The following is a 15,099-nucleotide window of genomic DNA, read 5'->3' on the forward strand; positions in this document are numbered from 1 at the left end:
GGTTGAAACCCCATCTATACAAACGATTTCCGTGCCAAGCGGACTCAAGAAGATAACGTGATTTTCGTTTCCCGGTCTTCAACCCGCACAGGCGGGTTTCGTTTGTATAGACGCGGTTTCTAACCGCCCGGTTTTCTACAAACCTATGTGCTAATCTTAAATCCAATCTAAATGCGAGGCAGAGCCAAAGCATCTGCGTTACCAGGCAGAACCTGGTAACGAGTTAAATCCTACAAACCGATGTGCTAATCTTAAATCCAATCTAAAATCTACAATCTATAATTTAAAATCAAAATATGCGATCTTTAGTAGCAGAAGATTGGGGATATAAATTTAGTGGCGATCGCACAATTAATAAATTTATTCGGGATATAGAAGGAGAAGCCGCTTTAGCGAAATATTACGATTGGGAATGCAGAGAACGCGCCCAACTTTTGATGTCGGAAATAGCCGGCACATCCCACAGTCTTTTCTACGTGCGCCGCCAAAAGATAAATGAGAGATTTTCTGAAGAAGAAATTTGGGAATTGATTCTTGCTACGGATGGAGATAATTTTGAATTGCCAGAATTGTTGCAAAAAGCCGATCGCACTTTGCGATTGTTAGCAACAGTACGCACAGAAGACGGAATCGGCGGCTTGAAATTGCTAGATGCTGGTTTGGTGGCGGTTCCCAGAGGCAGAAAAGATGGCTATGTTTTGCCGGTGCAGTTGCGACTTTTGCCGCAAACTCGCTCGCCAATTCCTGCAAAGTCGATCGCCCGCATTCAACAAATACCATTTTGGGACGACAGACACATACCGACTACCGAACAATTAAAAGTTTGGCACACTTTCTTAAATGTAGAAAAACGCATCGCCGAAGCGCGTCAATTTTGCGTACCTTTCCGCGCCCACAACTACGGTTCTGGCTTAAAAACCGTAACTTTTGAAATCGATCGCAATTCTGCAACTCTTGACGGCTACGATGAAAATCCCTTACAAATCGGCGACTTTCGCGAAAGGCTAAAACAAGCCAGAAATGAAGATATTATCTTATTTGATTCGCCGCCCGGAAGCAGAAGTTCGCGCGATGGCGAAACTTTGGGTAGCATTGCTGAAATTGAGTTTGAACGCGGTAAATTGCGGATTAAGTTAGATTTTGATTTGGGCGATCGCATGGCAGGTGGCAGATATCAACTGCCCAAACAAGGATTTTTGTATTTTGAAGCTGCAGGCGATATCAGTCAGATCGATCGCAAGAAAAAAGCTTTAAAAATGCTGACTGACGGCCGCGCTCAAAATCCGTATTTGAGCGAATTTTTATTCGACTCTTCCCAGGCGAGAATTCCCGATAAACTAATTAAATTGGATCGGGAAGATTTATTAAATCGCAATGCTAACGACGACCAACTCGCCGCCGTTGAAATGGTGCTTTCGGCGCGGGATTTAATTTTGATTCAAGGGCCGCCGGGAACTGGAAAAACGACGGTGATTGCGGAAATTTGCTATCAAATTGCTCGTCAGGGCGGGAAAACGTTAATTGCTTCCCAGGCAAATTTAGCCGTTGATAATGCTTTGAGTCGGTTGGTGCACAATCCGGCGATTCGGGCTTTGCGGAAGGGAAAAGCTCATAAGGTGCAGGAAGAAGGCCAGCCGTTTTTGGAGGAAAATGCGATCGGCACTTGGCTGCAAAATACGGCGATTGATTGCGAACAAAAGCTCTTGCAGCGCCAGACGAATATCACATTTTTGCGGCAGTTGCTGGCAGATTATGACCGATTTAATGCCTACTTTGCCACGGAAAAAGATTTTTTTAAGCAATTAAAGCACCTTCACGACGGCAAGGCAGATATTGAGGAAAAATTGACCGCGCAATCAGCAGCCTATGAACTAAGTTTAACGGCTAAAAGCGAGCTTGAATTTTTGGTTAATGGCTTAGCAAATCTGCTATCTACACCGGATATAAACTGGGAATCTTCGGAAGTTGCCGAGTTTATGCCGAAACTAAAACCTTATTCTGAAGGTAATGTTTTAGTAGAAAATTTTATGGCAAATGTGCGAATTTGTGTTAATCATGCTATTCAAATTGGCTTGGATCGCCCTATGTGCGGCGCGTTTGGGATTGCGGTTTGGTTGCGGGAAACTGTAGCAGCGCAAATGTCGGAATTTAAGGCGGCGGGCGATCGCGCTGATGAGGTTTGTCACGCTATGTCAGCGGTTGCGGAGTCTTTGCGGGTGTCGCGGCAGTTGTCGGAGGCGGTGAATCAGCTACAGTTGGGCGACAAGCAAAATCAGACGCACCGCCACAATCTCGAACAGAAAATCAAGAATTTGGAACTGCGAAAAACGGAAATTTCCGCCGTTGTCGTCAGCGTTGCAGAGTGGATTGAGACAGCAGATGCAACACTTTATAAGGTTGTGCAATCTTGCTGCGAAACTAATGCGATGCTGACTGATGAAATGGTAGAATTGCCTGCGGGATTGCTGAAAATTGCGCGATCGCTCAAATTGCCGATCGTTCCTCCTAAGAGTAAAGTGAATTTACCCGATTTGGAAAGACTGCAAAACGCAATTTCCCACGAAGCCAGCGCGGGTTTTAAGGACATTCAAGGGCAGCAATTCCGGTTTAGCGAGTTTTTGCACCTAAATTTGAATCAAACGCCCCTCGTGCTCGCTGCGGGCGATCGGGCGCAATGGCAGCAACTAGCCAAAGACTTCGCCAGCTACGCCCAAATCAGCCCCAGCCAGCGCAAATTTATCGTAGAAAAAGCGAATAATTTATTCAGTAAAATTCAACAACTTTACAGTGAATCCTTGCAGCCCAATCAAATCCAGACAACTTGCGATCGCCTAGTCAAAGAATTGCTACACAGCATCCTCGCCAACGCCCGCCAGTGCATAATTCCCCTCAAAACCGAAACCGAACAACAACTGATCAAACAGCAACAATTATTAGATAAAATCGGTCAAACATTGAATCAGCAGCAAATATCTGCCGCCCAAAATCAGGTAGAAATAGCGCAGCAAGATGCGAATTTAAAAATTAGCGAAGTTACTAATTTGTTGCAAGCAATTGTCGCCCAGCCAAATCTACCTGAAAGATTGCGGACTTTAGCCGAACAATATCTCGCGCAAAAGTCTAATATTTGGGAGCAACCGCAGCATTTTGTCAAGCAAATTGATGCTTGGAAGTTTAGCACGATCCAGCTTGAAAAATCCATTGCTGACTTAGATCCTTTCGGGATTTTGGAAAATATTAAAAGCCGTCTTGACGAGCAATTATTACCGCTGCAAACAACCAGCGCCGGTTTGCAGCAGCAACTCGCACAACTTCAAGCAGAATTAAACGACATTACGGCTAAACTGCAACAGCAGCAACCAACAGCCGAATTAATAATTGAGAGAAATTGGTGGGAGTCAGTATGGCAAAGTTTCCCGGAAAAATACAAACCAGAAATTCCCAATGTCGAATTATTTGCAGTGGATTTTTTACGAAAGATTAAGCGTATTTTCAATAATTTTCAGAGGGAATTAGAACGAGAAGAAACAGCCTTAAATCGTTCTCAAACTTTGGTTACTGATTGGATCGAAAAACTTCGCCATCCATCGGAAAAAGACCGCAACGATTTAAAGCAAATTTATATTGACAATGCTAACGTCATCGGCATTACCTGCGTGCAAGCTGCGAGTTTTGATTTTAGCAAAAACTTTCCCAGCTTTGATGCAGTCATAGTTGATGAAGTTAGCAAATGCACTCCGCCAGAGTTATTAATCCCAGCTTTGAAGGGCAGAAAATTAGTATTGGTGGGCGATCACAGGCAATTGCCGCCGATGTTCGATAGAAGTACAATCGATGATATCGCCGAAGATATCGGTTGCACTGGAGATGAACTTAGCTTTATCAAAGAATCGCTGTTTAAAGTATTGTTTGAAAATGCTAGCGACGGGATCAAAAAAATGCTGACTACTCAATACCGAATGCACCCGCAAATCATGGGCGCAATCAATCAGTTTTACCAACAAAAACTTAACTGCGGGATTTTGGAAGCCGATACGAGACGCGCGCACAATCTCGCAGGTAAAATCATTCAAGAAAACCATCACCTCCTGTGGGTGAAAACGCCTGTGGGACAAGGGTTTGAGGAGGAAAAACAGGGTACTTCGCGGCTGAATGTCAAGGAGATTGATGCGATCGAGCTTTTGTGCGAACAGATGGAAACCGCTTGGCGGCCTAAAATATTAGAGGGTGAACCGCCGAAGGAAATCGGAATCATTACTTTTTACGGCGCACAATTGAACGCCATTAAAGATAGAATAGAATCCGAAAAATTTCCTTCTTTGAGCATCCGCACTGGTACGGTTGACATATTTCAAGGCATGGAAAGACCTGTAATTATTGTCAGCACGGTGTGCAATAATGTTAGGGGCGATATTGGATTTGCTAAGGAACCGGAACGGGTGAATGTGGCATTTTCCCGCGCCCAGGAATTGCTGGTAGTTGTCGGCTGTCACGATTTATTTACCCAACAAACAGGTACTGTGGGAAAAATGTATCAGGAAGTTTCAAAAACGGTGCGTCACTGGGGAGGTTTTGTAGATGTTTCTAGCGTCCTCAGCTAAATCAATTGACTCGAATTTAAGTTCGCTAGCTGCACAAATCGAGCAACAAAATCCTGGTTTGTCGGTGTTGGCGGCGCGTCAATTGAGGTTTGCTATCCGCCAAACTCCGCTGGAGGTGACTGTTAGCGAACCGCGCGAGTTTAACGTGTTGGAGGAGTTTATTTTGCGGGCTGGTGTTGAGTTCGAGCCGGCGCCGACTTTGCAGGAATTGGCGGATTTGCTGGGGTTGGATTTGGTTTTTGTGAAGACTGCGGCGGCGAATTTGGTTGGTTTGGAGGTTTTGGAGGTGGCGGATAATGGTAAAATTGCTATCGCCCCGCAAGGTCAAGATTTTTGCGAAAAAGGTGCGGTTAGCCGATCGCACGTTCAATCAATTTACGCGATTTCCGATCCTTTAAATCAAACTCTCACCTTCAAATTCGATGCTGTAGCCGCAGAATCCAGCGATTTACCAGATTTAGCAGAATTAGTATCGCTGGAACATCAAATTACCGACTTTGCCGATTTAAGCATAGCAGAAATCCAGCCGTTAATCCAAGCATCCGGTTTAGGAATTCACATCCCCGAAAACGGCAAAATTGTCTCTAAGTGCGATGTCATCGGCGACGATTTAGATGTTTTACAAACAGTATCAATTTTTGTGTTGCTGGATGGAATAGAAAATAAAACTACCATTCAAGCCCGACAGGGAAAGCAAATATTAGAAACAGCATCAAACTTTCTCAACCAACTCGAATCTCAGCATAAATTGTTGAATGAATTGTGCAAATCAACGGAAGAAATTGCACAGCCTGAGTCAGAAACAATCCCGGTTCAAAAAACTCGCAAAAAGTCATCTACAGCCGCAGGAAGAAAGAAGAAACCATAAAAGTTGCGAGTCAGCAAGAAAATAGCGGACTCGCATTCTGCACGCTCGATCCGTTTTTGTTATGGCAATCTACCGGACACTATCTAACTAATTCCTAGATTTCAGTATTTTCTATCCTGTAGGTGCGTCATATCAATTCCGGTTCACTCCTCATGATGTCAACAGTCAACAGTCAACAGTCAACAGTCAACAGTCAACAGTTAACAGTCAACAGTGAATTTACTATTTTGATGAAGAGAGGATTTGATATCAGTCTTAAGATTGCTAAACTGACGCACCCTACAATAATTCTACTGAGCCTTAACGCATTTCAGCATCCGCAAAGTAGCCGCCGCCCCGTAATTCCGCTTAGCAGAATCATCGGGAGCAAACCGATTCCCAATTTCGTTAAGAGGAGAAGCTACACCACAATAACCAGACATTTGATTGATAATCGCAGCAGCCCAATGATTCTGAGTATCTGAAAAAGTTTTAGGCTGCTGTTTAGCCAATAAATTCGGCTGCATTCCCCGCGCCAACAAACCAAATTCTGCTGATCTTCGCATCACCGCCATCAATTCAGCGCGAGTGACAGGCTGCGTAGGTTTAAAAGTTCCATCTTGATAACCGCTGACTATCTTATTGTCTCGCGCAAATTGAATTTTTCCCGCACTCCAGCGCGAGTTATCAACGTCGCTGTAGGGACGGGAAGCAACTATGCTGGGAAATGTGATATTAGCACCTTGTATTCCTTTCAAGGATTCCAATACTAAAGATACTAATTGCTCTCTGGTGACAGCAAGTTGGGGCCGAAAGGTATTATCTTGAGCAAAGCCTGCTACAAATCCCAGCGCGACAGCTTCTTTAATTTCGGCAGCGTAGATATCGGTTGCAATATCTGTGAATGTAGAAGAGCCAGTATTTCCTCCGGTATTTCCTCCGGTATTTCCGCCAGTATTTCCACCAGTATTTCCGCCGTTATTTCCTCCGGTATTGCCAGTTTCTCCCGGCGCGTTTTGACTGGTTGTGAAATAAAAATGACCTAATACTTTGCCTTGATAAGCTCTTTTACTAAATCGCCAGCCCGGATCGAGAGTGATTTTCATAAAGCCGTTAACATCACCGTTTGTCCGGCCGATAATTATCGGTTTAACGTTGGGATCTAGGGAAGTTCCCATGAGTACAACATTGCCGTCAATGCTTTCCAAACTTAGGCTGTATTTTAATGCTAAATCGGTGCCGCCCATGCGAATAGAAAAGCCGTTGCTGTCTGTGGCGCGGCCGCAAATGCCGGTGAAATCAAAATTAACTAATAAGGGATCGATTCTGACGGGATTAGAGCCGTTTTCGCTCCAGCATTGCCGTTTGTCTGTTACTTGTTCTACAATTAGCAATTGATAGCCACCGAAGGGGCGGGGTTGGGCGATCGCAACTACTCGCTCTTGGTTGATTTCGGTTTCGTCAAAAGTAAATGCTTTGACTGGGGCGATCGCGCCTAGTGTTAAAATTGCTGAACCTGCCAGTGCGGCTGCTGTTCGTAGCAGTAAATGTTTCATAGTTTTTCCCTCTTTACTCCTTGTGTTGATGAGACATACCTAGAAGATTAAAAGGTCGCGGTCTTCTGACAACAAGATAGAATTTTACCATCTGTTGTTCCGTTGATGCGCCGTGAGTCGGAGAAATATAATAAAATTCAATACCGTGCAAATTAAATCTGAGCCAACCTAGCCTCCCAACTATGGGGGGAGAAGAGTATTTTATTTCGTCAGCCTTTTTTAGAGGATGTGATGTCAAATCCTCTCTTCATCGGAATAGTAAATTCAGGCGTTGACTGTTAACAGTTAACATCATGTAGGAGTGCAACCGGAATTGATATGAGGGGATATCCTATACAAAAAAGGTGCATTACACGCTGGTTAACGCACCTTAAAATAAATATTAAATAAAGGCTTTTTATGCCTACCGGAACATACTGCTAACAGAACTATCTTCGTGAATCCGCCAAATAGTTTCGCCCAGCAAATTCGCTACCGAAAGTACCGTTAACTGTTCAAAACGGTGTTCTTCAGGTACAGGAATTGTATTCGTAACAATTACCTCTTCCAAGACTCCGCTAGACAAACGCTCGATCGCCGGATGCGAAAATACTGCATGAGTAGCACAAGCATAAACCTGCCTCGCACCCTCGCGGCGCAACAATCTGGCACCCTCACAAATCGTGCCGGCAGTATCGATCATGTCGTCCACCAACACAGCAGTTTTGCCACTGACATCACCGATCAGGTTCATCACTTCTGCCACATTGTGAGCTTGTCGGCGCTTGTCAATAATTGCCAGGGGAGCATCGCCAAGCTTTTTGGCAAAGGCTCTGGCTCTGGCGACTCCGCCAACATCCGGCGAAACCACAACAATATCCGACAACTGTTTCCTCGCCAGATAATCCAAAAGCACCGGCGAACCGTAAACGTGATCGAAAGGAATGTCAAAATAACCTTGAATCTGAGCCGAGTGCAAATCCATTGCCAAAATGCGACCAGCCCCTGCTTCAGTAATCAAATTAGCCACTAATTTTGCAGTAATCGACTCTCTGCCGGCTGTTTTGCGGTCTGCCCTAGCATAGCCGTAGTAGGGAATCACAGCAGTAACTTGTCTTGCAGAAGCGCGGTGACAAGCATCGATCATGATTAATAATTCCATGAGGCGATCGTTTACCGGACAGCAAGTTGGCTGAATCAAGTAAACATCGCAACCCCGAATCGATTCTTGAATTTGAACGTAGAGTTCGCCATCCGCGAACCGCTTGCGAACCATCGGCCCCAAATCGATCCCCAGATAGCGAGCCACTTCTTGGGCGAGGGGAATATTAGCGGAACCGGAAAACAGCCGCAGACGGTCGTTGCCAGAAATCGGCGACTCGGGAAGCGGAAGTGGTAAAGTAGCAGAACGGATCACAGCAGGCCTCTTGCAGGACGTTTATTCCACCGCTATCTTACCATCTTAAACTCGAAATATTAAGTCATTATTTTGATAGATTCAACTTTCGGAGCGATCGCAAGTGTTAATTTAGACGAACTGAATAGGAGTTGCAGAATTACGTCCGAGAAACCGCGTTTCTACCAAGTTCTGTAGTGCCAGAAGTCCCAGAAGTGCGATCGCCCGCCGGCCCCCTGCGTCTCAAAATTCTGGCGACAGTCAATGTCTGGGCCCTGACTGAAAGTTGCGATCGCCCAAAATTCGGTCAAAGGCCGAAAGCATCCGGCTTCAAAGTGATAAAAATGCGACCGACAGACAATAAACTTGAAAAATACTGTAAAAAAAGTTAAGAATCGGAAGCATACTCCTGATTTTTGATATTGGGCAAAGCAAGGTAGAAATCGATGAGCTTAAGAGAACGGATTGACGCAGAAATCAAAGCAGCCATGAAGTCCAAGGACAAAGTTCGCTTGGAAACAGTGCGCGGCATCAAAAAATTTATTCTCGAAAAAGAAGTCAGCTTGCGTCCTTCCGGGCAAGAGACGCTGACAGAAGCTCAAGAATTGGAAATTTTGATGCAAATAGCCAAACAGCGCCGGGATTCGATCGAACAATACCGCAAAGGCGGCCGCGAAGACTTAGCGGCACAAGAAGAGGCGGAGTTGGTAATTGTGGAAGAGTATTTGCCGCCGCAGATGTCAGACGAAGAGGTGAGTCAAGTGGTTGACGAAGTGATTGCCTCGGTGGGCGCTACTTCTGCAAAAGAGATGGGCAAGGTGATGGGCAAGGCAATGCAGCAGCTTAAAGGCAAAGCAGACGGTAACAGAATTCAAGACATGGTGAAAGCAAAGCTTAGTCAGTAGTCAGTAGTCAGTAGTCAGTAGTCAGTAGTCAGTAGTCAGTAGTCAGTAGTCAGTAGTCAGTAGTCAGTAGTCCTTAGTCAGTAGTCAGTTGGTAGGGGGGGTGGATGGTGCGTGCCCGCCCTCTTTGCTCGTTACTTTCGCTCTGCCTGGTAATGCTTCTGGGGCGAGGAAGAGCCTCCTTTGATCTGGCAACTTACAAGAGAGAGGACTGTAAGAGGTGTTTAAGTTATTAAGTTTTCGATCCTTAGTTCAGCAGTCAGCAGTCAGAACAAAGAATGTATGGGGATTATCCCGCTGCGTTAAGCGAAGCTATCCCCTAGGGAATCGCCCCTACTTAAATTTGCTGGTTTCTCAAAGTTGCGTAAAAAAATGTAAAATGCTAACTTTGGTCGGGACTGGGAACTACAGACAGTGAAGTATGTTCGAGAGCATTAAAGACCTAGCATTACTAGGTCTGCGAGCGATCGCCTATTTTTTAACAATTTCTACTTAAACTTATGCAGCCACCTATTGCTATTGGAACTCTCCTACAAAACCGCTACCGCTTGGTGAGTATTTTAGGTCAAGGGGGATTTGGCCGCACTTATTTAGTAGAAGACGAGGGGCGGTTTAAAGAACGCTGCGCCCTAAAGGAATTGATTCCGGTGCAAAGCGGGCCTTACGTTTTGGAAAAATCGAAGGAATTGTTTCAAAGAGAGGCGGCAATACTTTACCAAATTTCGCACCCGCAAATTCCCCAGTTTCGGGCAATATTTGAAGAGAATCAACGTTTGTTTTTAGTGCAGGATTACGTGGAAGGGATGACTTACCGCGAACTGTTGCTCGATCGCACTTCTGCAGGCGGCAGATTCAGCGAAGCCGAAGTCTTGATATTTATCCGGCAAATGCTACCGGTACTGGCTCACATCCACGCCCGCGGCATCATCCACCGCGACATCTCCCCTGAAAATATCATCCGCCGGGAAAACGACCAGTTGCCGGTGCTGATTGACTTTGGAGTGGTGAAAGAACTCGCCACCAAAGTCCAGTCTCCTGAAGGAACACCCCACGCGACAACAGTCGGTAAAATCGGCTACGCGCCGATGGAACAGTTGCAAAGCGGGCGCGCAACTGCCAGCAGCGACCTGTATGCTTTAGCTGTAACGGCGATCGTCCTGCTGACGGGCAAAGAACCGCAGGAATTGCTCGATCAAAGAACCCTGCAGTGGAATTGGCAGCAGCAAGTGCAGGTGAGCGCGGGCTTGGCGGCGGTACTGAATCGGATGTTAAATCGCTCTCCGGGCGATCGATATCAATCTGTCAGCGAAGTAGCCAAAGCACTCGACGGAAAAACCAACCCTCAGCCTAACCAGCAAACTTTACCGCCAGCGCCTGCTGTAGTCCCGTCAAACGCTTCGCTAATCGCAACGGTGGCCGTGGGCCGGCCGCCCGATCCCGATCCGATCGCCCCTAGTTCTTACCCGCAAAACCAACCTGACCCCCTAATTCAGCCCGCTGGCGGCTCTGTTTGGGACAATCCCGTTGCTGCGATAGGATTGCTAGCAGGCTTAGTAATCTTGACAGGCTTCGGTTCCTGGGCCTTAGTAGGCTCATTTCTCAAAAAACCGACACCCAAACCCACTCCGACACCACCACAAGTCATAACTCCGACACCGATCCTAAATCCGATACCAAGCCCAGAACCGTTACCAACCCCAACCCCAAAACCTTTACCAACCCCAAGCCCGGAACCTTTACCAACCCCAAGCCCAGAACCTTTACCAGAACCGAGTCCAGAACCTTTACCGGAACCGAGCCCAGAACCTTTACCGGAACCGAGCCCGGAACCTTTACCGGAACCAAGCCCGGAACCTTTACCAGAACCAAGCCCCGCGCCGACTCCGACACCCAAACCGACACCAGCACCGACTCCGACACCCAAACCAACTCCGACACCCAAACCGACACCAGCCCCGTCACCCAAACCGACTCCGACACCAAAACCGACACCAGCCCCGACACCCGTACCAACTCCCGCGCCGTCGCCGGAACCCGCACCAACTCCCGCGCCGTCGCCGGAACCCGCACCCACTCCCGCGCCGTCGCCGGAACCCGCACCCACTCCCGCACCAACTCCCGCACCGTCGCCGGAACCCGCACCAACTCCTGCCCCGTCGCCGGAACTCTAAACTTTTGGCAAGACAATGTAGAGTGAAGTTGAGGCCAATTACTTGTTAGCTATTTGCCAATGAACTCGTTGCTGATTGCTGGAACTGATACCGACGCGGGCAAAACTGTTTTGACCAGCGCTCTGGCTGCTTATTGGCAAATGTATTTCCCGCAGCGCAGTTTGGGAATTATGAAGCTGCTGCAAACGGGTACGGGCGATCGCGAACTCTACACCCGTTTGTTTCGCCTCGACCAATCCCCCGAAGAACTCAATCCGCTGCACTTTGATGCACCTCTAGCACCGCCGGTGGCTGCAGAACGGGAAGGGAGACCGATCGAACTCGAAAAAGTCTGGACGGCGCTGCAAAGCCTCTCTGAGCGCAAGGATTTTGTGTTGGTGGAAGCTTTGGGAGGGCTGGGTTCGCCTGTAACGCGGGAACTGACGGTGGCCGATATTGCCAGGGATTGGCGGCTGAGGGGAGTTTTGGTGGTACCTGTGAGGCTGGGGGCGATCGGGCAAGCTGTGGCAAATGTTGCTCTCGCCAGACACGCGGGTTTTAAGCTCAGAGGAATTGTGCTTAATTGCGTTAAAGCTTGTTCTGCACAAGAAATTGCCGACTTGACACCAATAGATTTGATCCAGTCGCTGACTCAAATGCCCGTGCTGGGTATTTTGCCTCATTTAGATGACCCAAATGACCTGACAAAATTAGCGAGAGCAGCTTCAGAATTAGATTTAGAGCGATTACTTCCGGGGGTTAATTTAGTTCCTCAGACTTCTAAATAACCCTATTCAAAACACCTCTCTTTCTCTGCGTACTCTGCGGCCTCTGCGGTGAAAAATTAAGATTTTATTTTAACCGCAGAGAGCGCAGAGAGCACAGAGTAAGAGAAGAATGAGGTTCACAAATTGCTATAAGGAGAATGAAAAATGGTTTCTACTTTACCGAATTTAACTGATAATGACCTGACAAAATTAGCGAGAGCAGCTTCAGAATTAGATTTAGAGCGATTACTTCCGGGGGTTAATTTAGTTCCTCAGACTTCTAAATAACCCTATTCAAAACACCTCTCTTTCTCTGCGTACTCTGCGGCCTCTGCGGTGAAAAATTAAGATTTTATTTTAACCGCAGAGAGCGCAGAGAGCACAGAGTAAGAGAAGAATGAGGTTCACAAATTGCTATAAGGAGAATGAAAAATGGTTTCTACTTTACCGAATTTAACTGATGTCGATTTATCTCAATTGCGGCTGGAGATTAGAAACTTGCAGCCTCAGTTAGTCGAATGGCGGCGGCGTTTGCACGAAAAGCCGGAGTTGAGTTTTGATGAAAATTTAACGGCCCAGTTTGTCTCGCAAAAGTTGCAGGAATGGGGAATTGAGCATCAAACTAATATTGCTAACACTGGCGTTGTCGCCACTATCGACAGCGGCAAACCGGGGCGGGTTTTGGCAATTCGGGCTGATATGGATGCTTTGCCGATTCAAGAGGAAAATGAGGTGGATTATCGATCGCAGCATGATGGTATTATGCACGCTTGTGGCCACGACGGTCATATTGCGATCGCCCTCGGTACAGTTTGTTATCTCGCCAAGCACAAACACAGCTTTTCGGGTCAAGTAAAATTTATCTTTCAGCCCGCCGAAGAAGGCCCGGGGGGCGCAAAACCGATGATTGAAGCGGGAGTTTTGCAAAATCCTGATGTTGATGCGATCGTCGGCTTGCATTTGTGGAACAATCTACCATTAGGCACTGTAGGCGTTCGCAGCGGGGCGCTGATGGCTGCTGTCGAAGTTTTTGACTGCAGGATTTTTGGCAAGGGTGGGCACGGGGGAATGCCGCATCAGACAGTAGATGCGATCGTAGTTACAGCCCAAATTGTCAGCGCCTTACAGGCAATTGTCGCACGGAACATTGACCCGATCGACTCAGCCGTAGTAACAGTCGGCAAATTCCACGCAGGTGACACCCACAACGTCATCGCCGACACCGCCCAAATCGGCGGTACAGTGCGCTATTTCAATCCCACATATCAAGGTTATTTTGCTCAACGAATCGAGCAAATAATTGCCGGAATTTGTCAGAGTCACGGCGCAAATTACCAACTCGATTATTGCTCGCTTTATCCGCCAGTTATCAACGATGCGAGCATGACTCAATTGGTACGCAGCGCCGCCGAATCAGTTGTAGAAACTCCTGCAGGAATAGTGCCGGAATGTCAAACAATGGGCGGCGAGGATATGTCATTCTTTTTGCAAGAAGTCCCCGGTTGCTATTTCTTTTTGGGCGCGGCAAATCCTGAAAAAAACTTGGCTTACCCGCACCACCACCCGCGCTTTGATTTTGATGAAACTGCCTTGGGGATGGGTGTAGAAATGTTTGTGAGGTGCGTAGAAAAGTTTTGCAATTAGCTTTTTTCATAGGTTCGTAGTCAGGATTTTAGTCCTCTGATTAATGCGGACTCGCATTCCTCACTACGAACCGGGTTATCTCGTTTGAAAGATATTCTGCACCATTTTTTTATCCACACTCGCCGCCGCCTTGTCCAATTCTGCAATCTCGCCGGAGTCTAATTCCCAGCCCAAAGCACCAATATTATCCCTCGCCTGTGCGGCAGATTTAGCGCCGGGAATGGGAATAGTTTCTTTGCAGATGCACCAGTTGATTGCTACCTGCGAAACAGTCTTATTTCTGAATGCCGCTATTTCTCGCAAACATCCCAAAAGCGATCGCATTCCCGGAAGTAGCTGCTTGCACGCCAAACCTCGAATACCCTTCGGAAGAGAGCCATTTTTCGAGTATTTACCCGTCAGCAACCCCAAGGCTAAAGGACTGTAAGCAATTAATTTTATCCCCAATTCATCGCAAACATCTTTCAATCCGAGTTCTGTCACCGGATAGGTAGAAAGTAGCGAATATTGCACTTGTAAAGTAACAATTGGAATTTGGCGGGAGCTAAATCTTTGATGCACCCATTTCAGCCGTTTCGGCCCGTAATTAGACAAACCTACACCCTTGACCAATCCTTGCTCGTAAAGGTCGCCTAAACCATCCAAAAGAGCCCCCTCTTGCCAAGGAGCGTAGTTAGCTGTAGACCAGTGCATTTGCACCAAATCTACATTTTTTCCGAGCCGCGAAGCCGAGGCTTTACCAGCGGATATCATGGATTGTCGCGTCAGCCTCCAAGGATAAGCTGCTAGTTTTGTCGCAATACAAATATTGTCTTTATTTGCACCTTGATATTGTTGAGAAAACTGCCCCAAAAGCTGTTCGCTGCGTCCGTTTAATTTTCCTGTTCCGTAAGAATCGCCGGTATCGAACAAGGTGACACCGCTGCTGACGCAAAGATTGAATGCAGCTTGCAATTCCTCGTCCATACTTTCATCGTAACCCCAGAGTAATCTATTACCCCAGGCCCAAGTGCCGCAGCCCATTTTTGGCAGTAAAATTTTTTGGTTAGTTTGCATTCTTATTGATGGTTGTTATATTAACTCTGCTCTGAAATCTTGCACTTCTGTCAAAGAGTGAATTTTATTGTGGGCCTTTAACTAATGACCAATGACTAATGACCAATGACCAATGACTGTTAGTTGTTAGCTGTTAGCTGTTAGTTGTTATTTGTTAGTTGTTATTGGGGATTGAGAATTGGGCGGAGCGAAGCGGAGGGA

General features: G+C 46.7%; 11 protein-coding genes. 8 read left to right on the forward strand and 3 right to left on the reverse strand.

Going from position 1 to position 15,099, the window contains the following annotated elements; genetic code table 11:
* The first annotated feature begins 296 nt into the window (after window positions 1-296).
* Both QUA97_RS23420 and QUA97_RS23425 read left to right on the forward strand, forming a co-directional pair.
* Window positions 297-4,601: an AAA domain-containing protein gene (locus QUA97_RS23420; RefSeq protein WP_333196418.1), complete on the forward strand. Its 4,305-nt coding sequence runs from the start codon at window positions 297-299 to the stop codon at window positions 4,599-4,601.
* A complete protein-coding gene (locus QUA97_RS23425; protein WP_333196420.1) occupies window positions 4,579-5,469 on the forward strand; it encodes a hypothetical protein in 891 nt (296 codons plus the stop codon). The genes QUA97_RS23420 and QUA97_RS23425 overlap by 23 nt, the downstream gene beginning before the upstream one ends.
* A gap of 290 nt (window positions 5,470-5,759) precedes the next feature.
* Here the strand turns inward: QUA97_RS23425 and QUA97_RS23430 are convergent, their stop codons facing one another.
* The gene (locus QUA97_RS23430; RefSeq protein ID WP_333196422.1) at window positions 5,760-7,004 is read right to left on the reverse strand and encodes a DUF3747 domain-containing protein; all 1,245 of its coding nucleotides are present in this window, start codon (window positions 7,002-7,004) and stop codon (window positions 5,760-5,762) included.
* 403 nt (window positions 7,005-7,407) lie between these two features.
* Window positions 7,408-8,400: a ribose-phosphate pyrophosphokinase gene (locus QUA97_RS23435; protein ID WP_194011432.1), complete on the reverse strand. Its 993-nt coding sequence runs from the start codon at window positions 8,398-8,400 to the stop codon at window positions 7,408-7,410.
* 131 nt (window positions 8,401-8,531) lie between these two features.
* On the opposite strand from QUA97_RS23435, the gene QUA97_RS23440 reads away from it, so the two are divergent.
* The 6 genes from QUA97_RS23440 to QUA97_RS23465 all read left to right on the forward strand — a co-directional run bounded on the left by QUA97_RS23440 (window position 8,532) and on the right by QUA97_RS23465 (window position 13,842).
* A complete protein-coding gene (locus QUA97_RS23440) occupies window positions 8,532-8,771 on the forward strand; it encodes a hypothetical protein (protein WP_194067021.1) in 240 nt (79 codons plus the stop codon).
* Between the two features lie 54 nt (window positions 8,772-8,825).
* A complete protein-coding gene (locus QUA97_RS23445) occupies window positions 8,826-9,284 on the forward strand; it encodes a GatB/YqeY domain-containing protein (protein WP_194067022.1) in 459 nt (152 codons plus the stop codon).
* 497 nt (window positions 9,285-9,781) lie between these two features.
* Window positions 9,782-11,452 carry a serine/threonine-protein kinase gene (locus tag QUA97_RS23450; RefSeq protein ID WP_333196426.1) on the forward strand — a complete coding sequence of 557 codons (1,671 nt, stop codon included), beginning with the start codon at window positions 9,782-9,784 and terminating at the stop codon, window positions 11,450-11,452.
* A gap of 59 nt (window positions 11,453-11,511) precedes the next feature.
* On the forward strand, window positions 11,512-12,219 hold the full coding sequence (gene bioD, locus QUA97_RS23455; protein ID WP_194067024.1) for a dethiobiotin synthase: 708 nt from the start codon (window positions 11,512-11,514) through the stop codon (window positions 12,217-12,219).
* Between the two features lie 144 nt (window positions 12,220-12,363).
* Complete coding sequence (locus QUA97_RS23460; RefSeq protein ID WP_255515836.1) at window positions 12,364-12,486, forward strand: hypothetical protein; 123 nt, start codon at window positions 12,364-12,366, stop codon at window positions 12,484-12,486.
* Window positions 12,487-12,630: 144 nt separating this feature from the next.
* Window positions 12,631-13,842, forward strand: a complete 1,212-nt coding sequence (locus QUA97_RS23465; RefSeq protein WP_333196430.1) for a M20 family metallopeptidase — start codon at window positions 12,631-12,633, stop codon at window positions 13,840-13,842.
* A gap of 75 nt (window positions 13,843-13,917) precedes the next feature.
* Here QUA97_RS23465 and QUA97_RS23470 read toward each other — a convergent pair whose 3' ends face one another.
* Window positions 13,918-14,898: an aldo/keto reductase gene (locus tag QUA97_RS23470; protein ID WP_194067026.1), complete on the reverse strand. Its 981-nt coding sequence runs from the start codon at window positions 14,896-14,898 to the stop codon at window positions 13,918-13,920.
* Window positions 14,899-15,099 lie beyond the last annotated feature (201 nt).

Origin of the sequence: Microcoleus sp. CZ3-B2 (assembly GCF_036705055.1) — a bacterium.
Taxonomy (GTDB): Bacteria; Cyanobacteriota; Cyanobacteriia; order Cyanobacteriales; family Microcoleaceae; genus Microcoleus.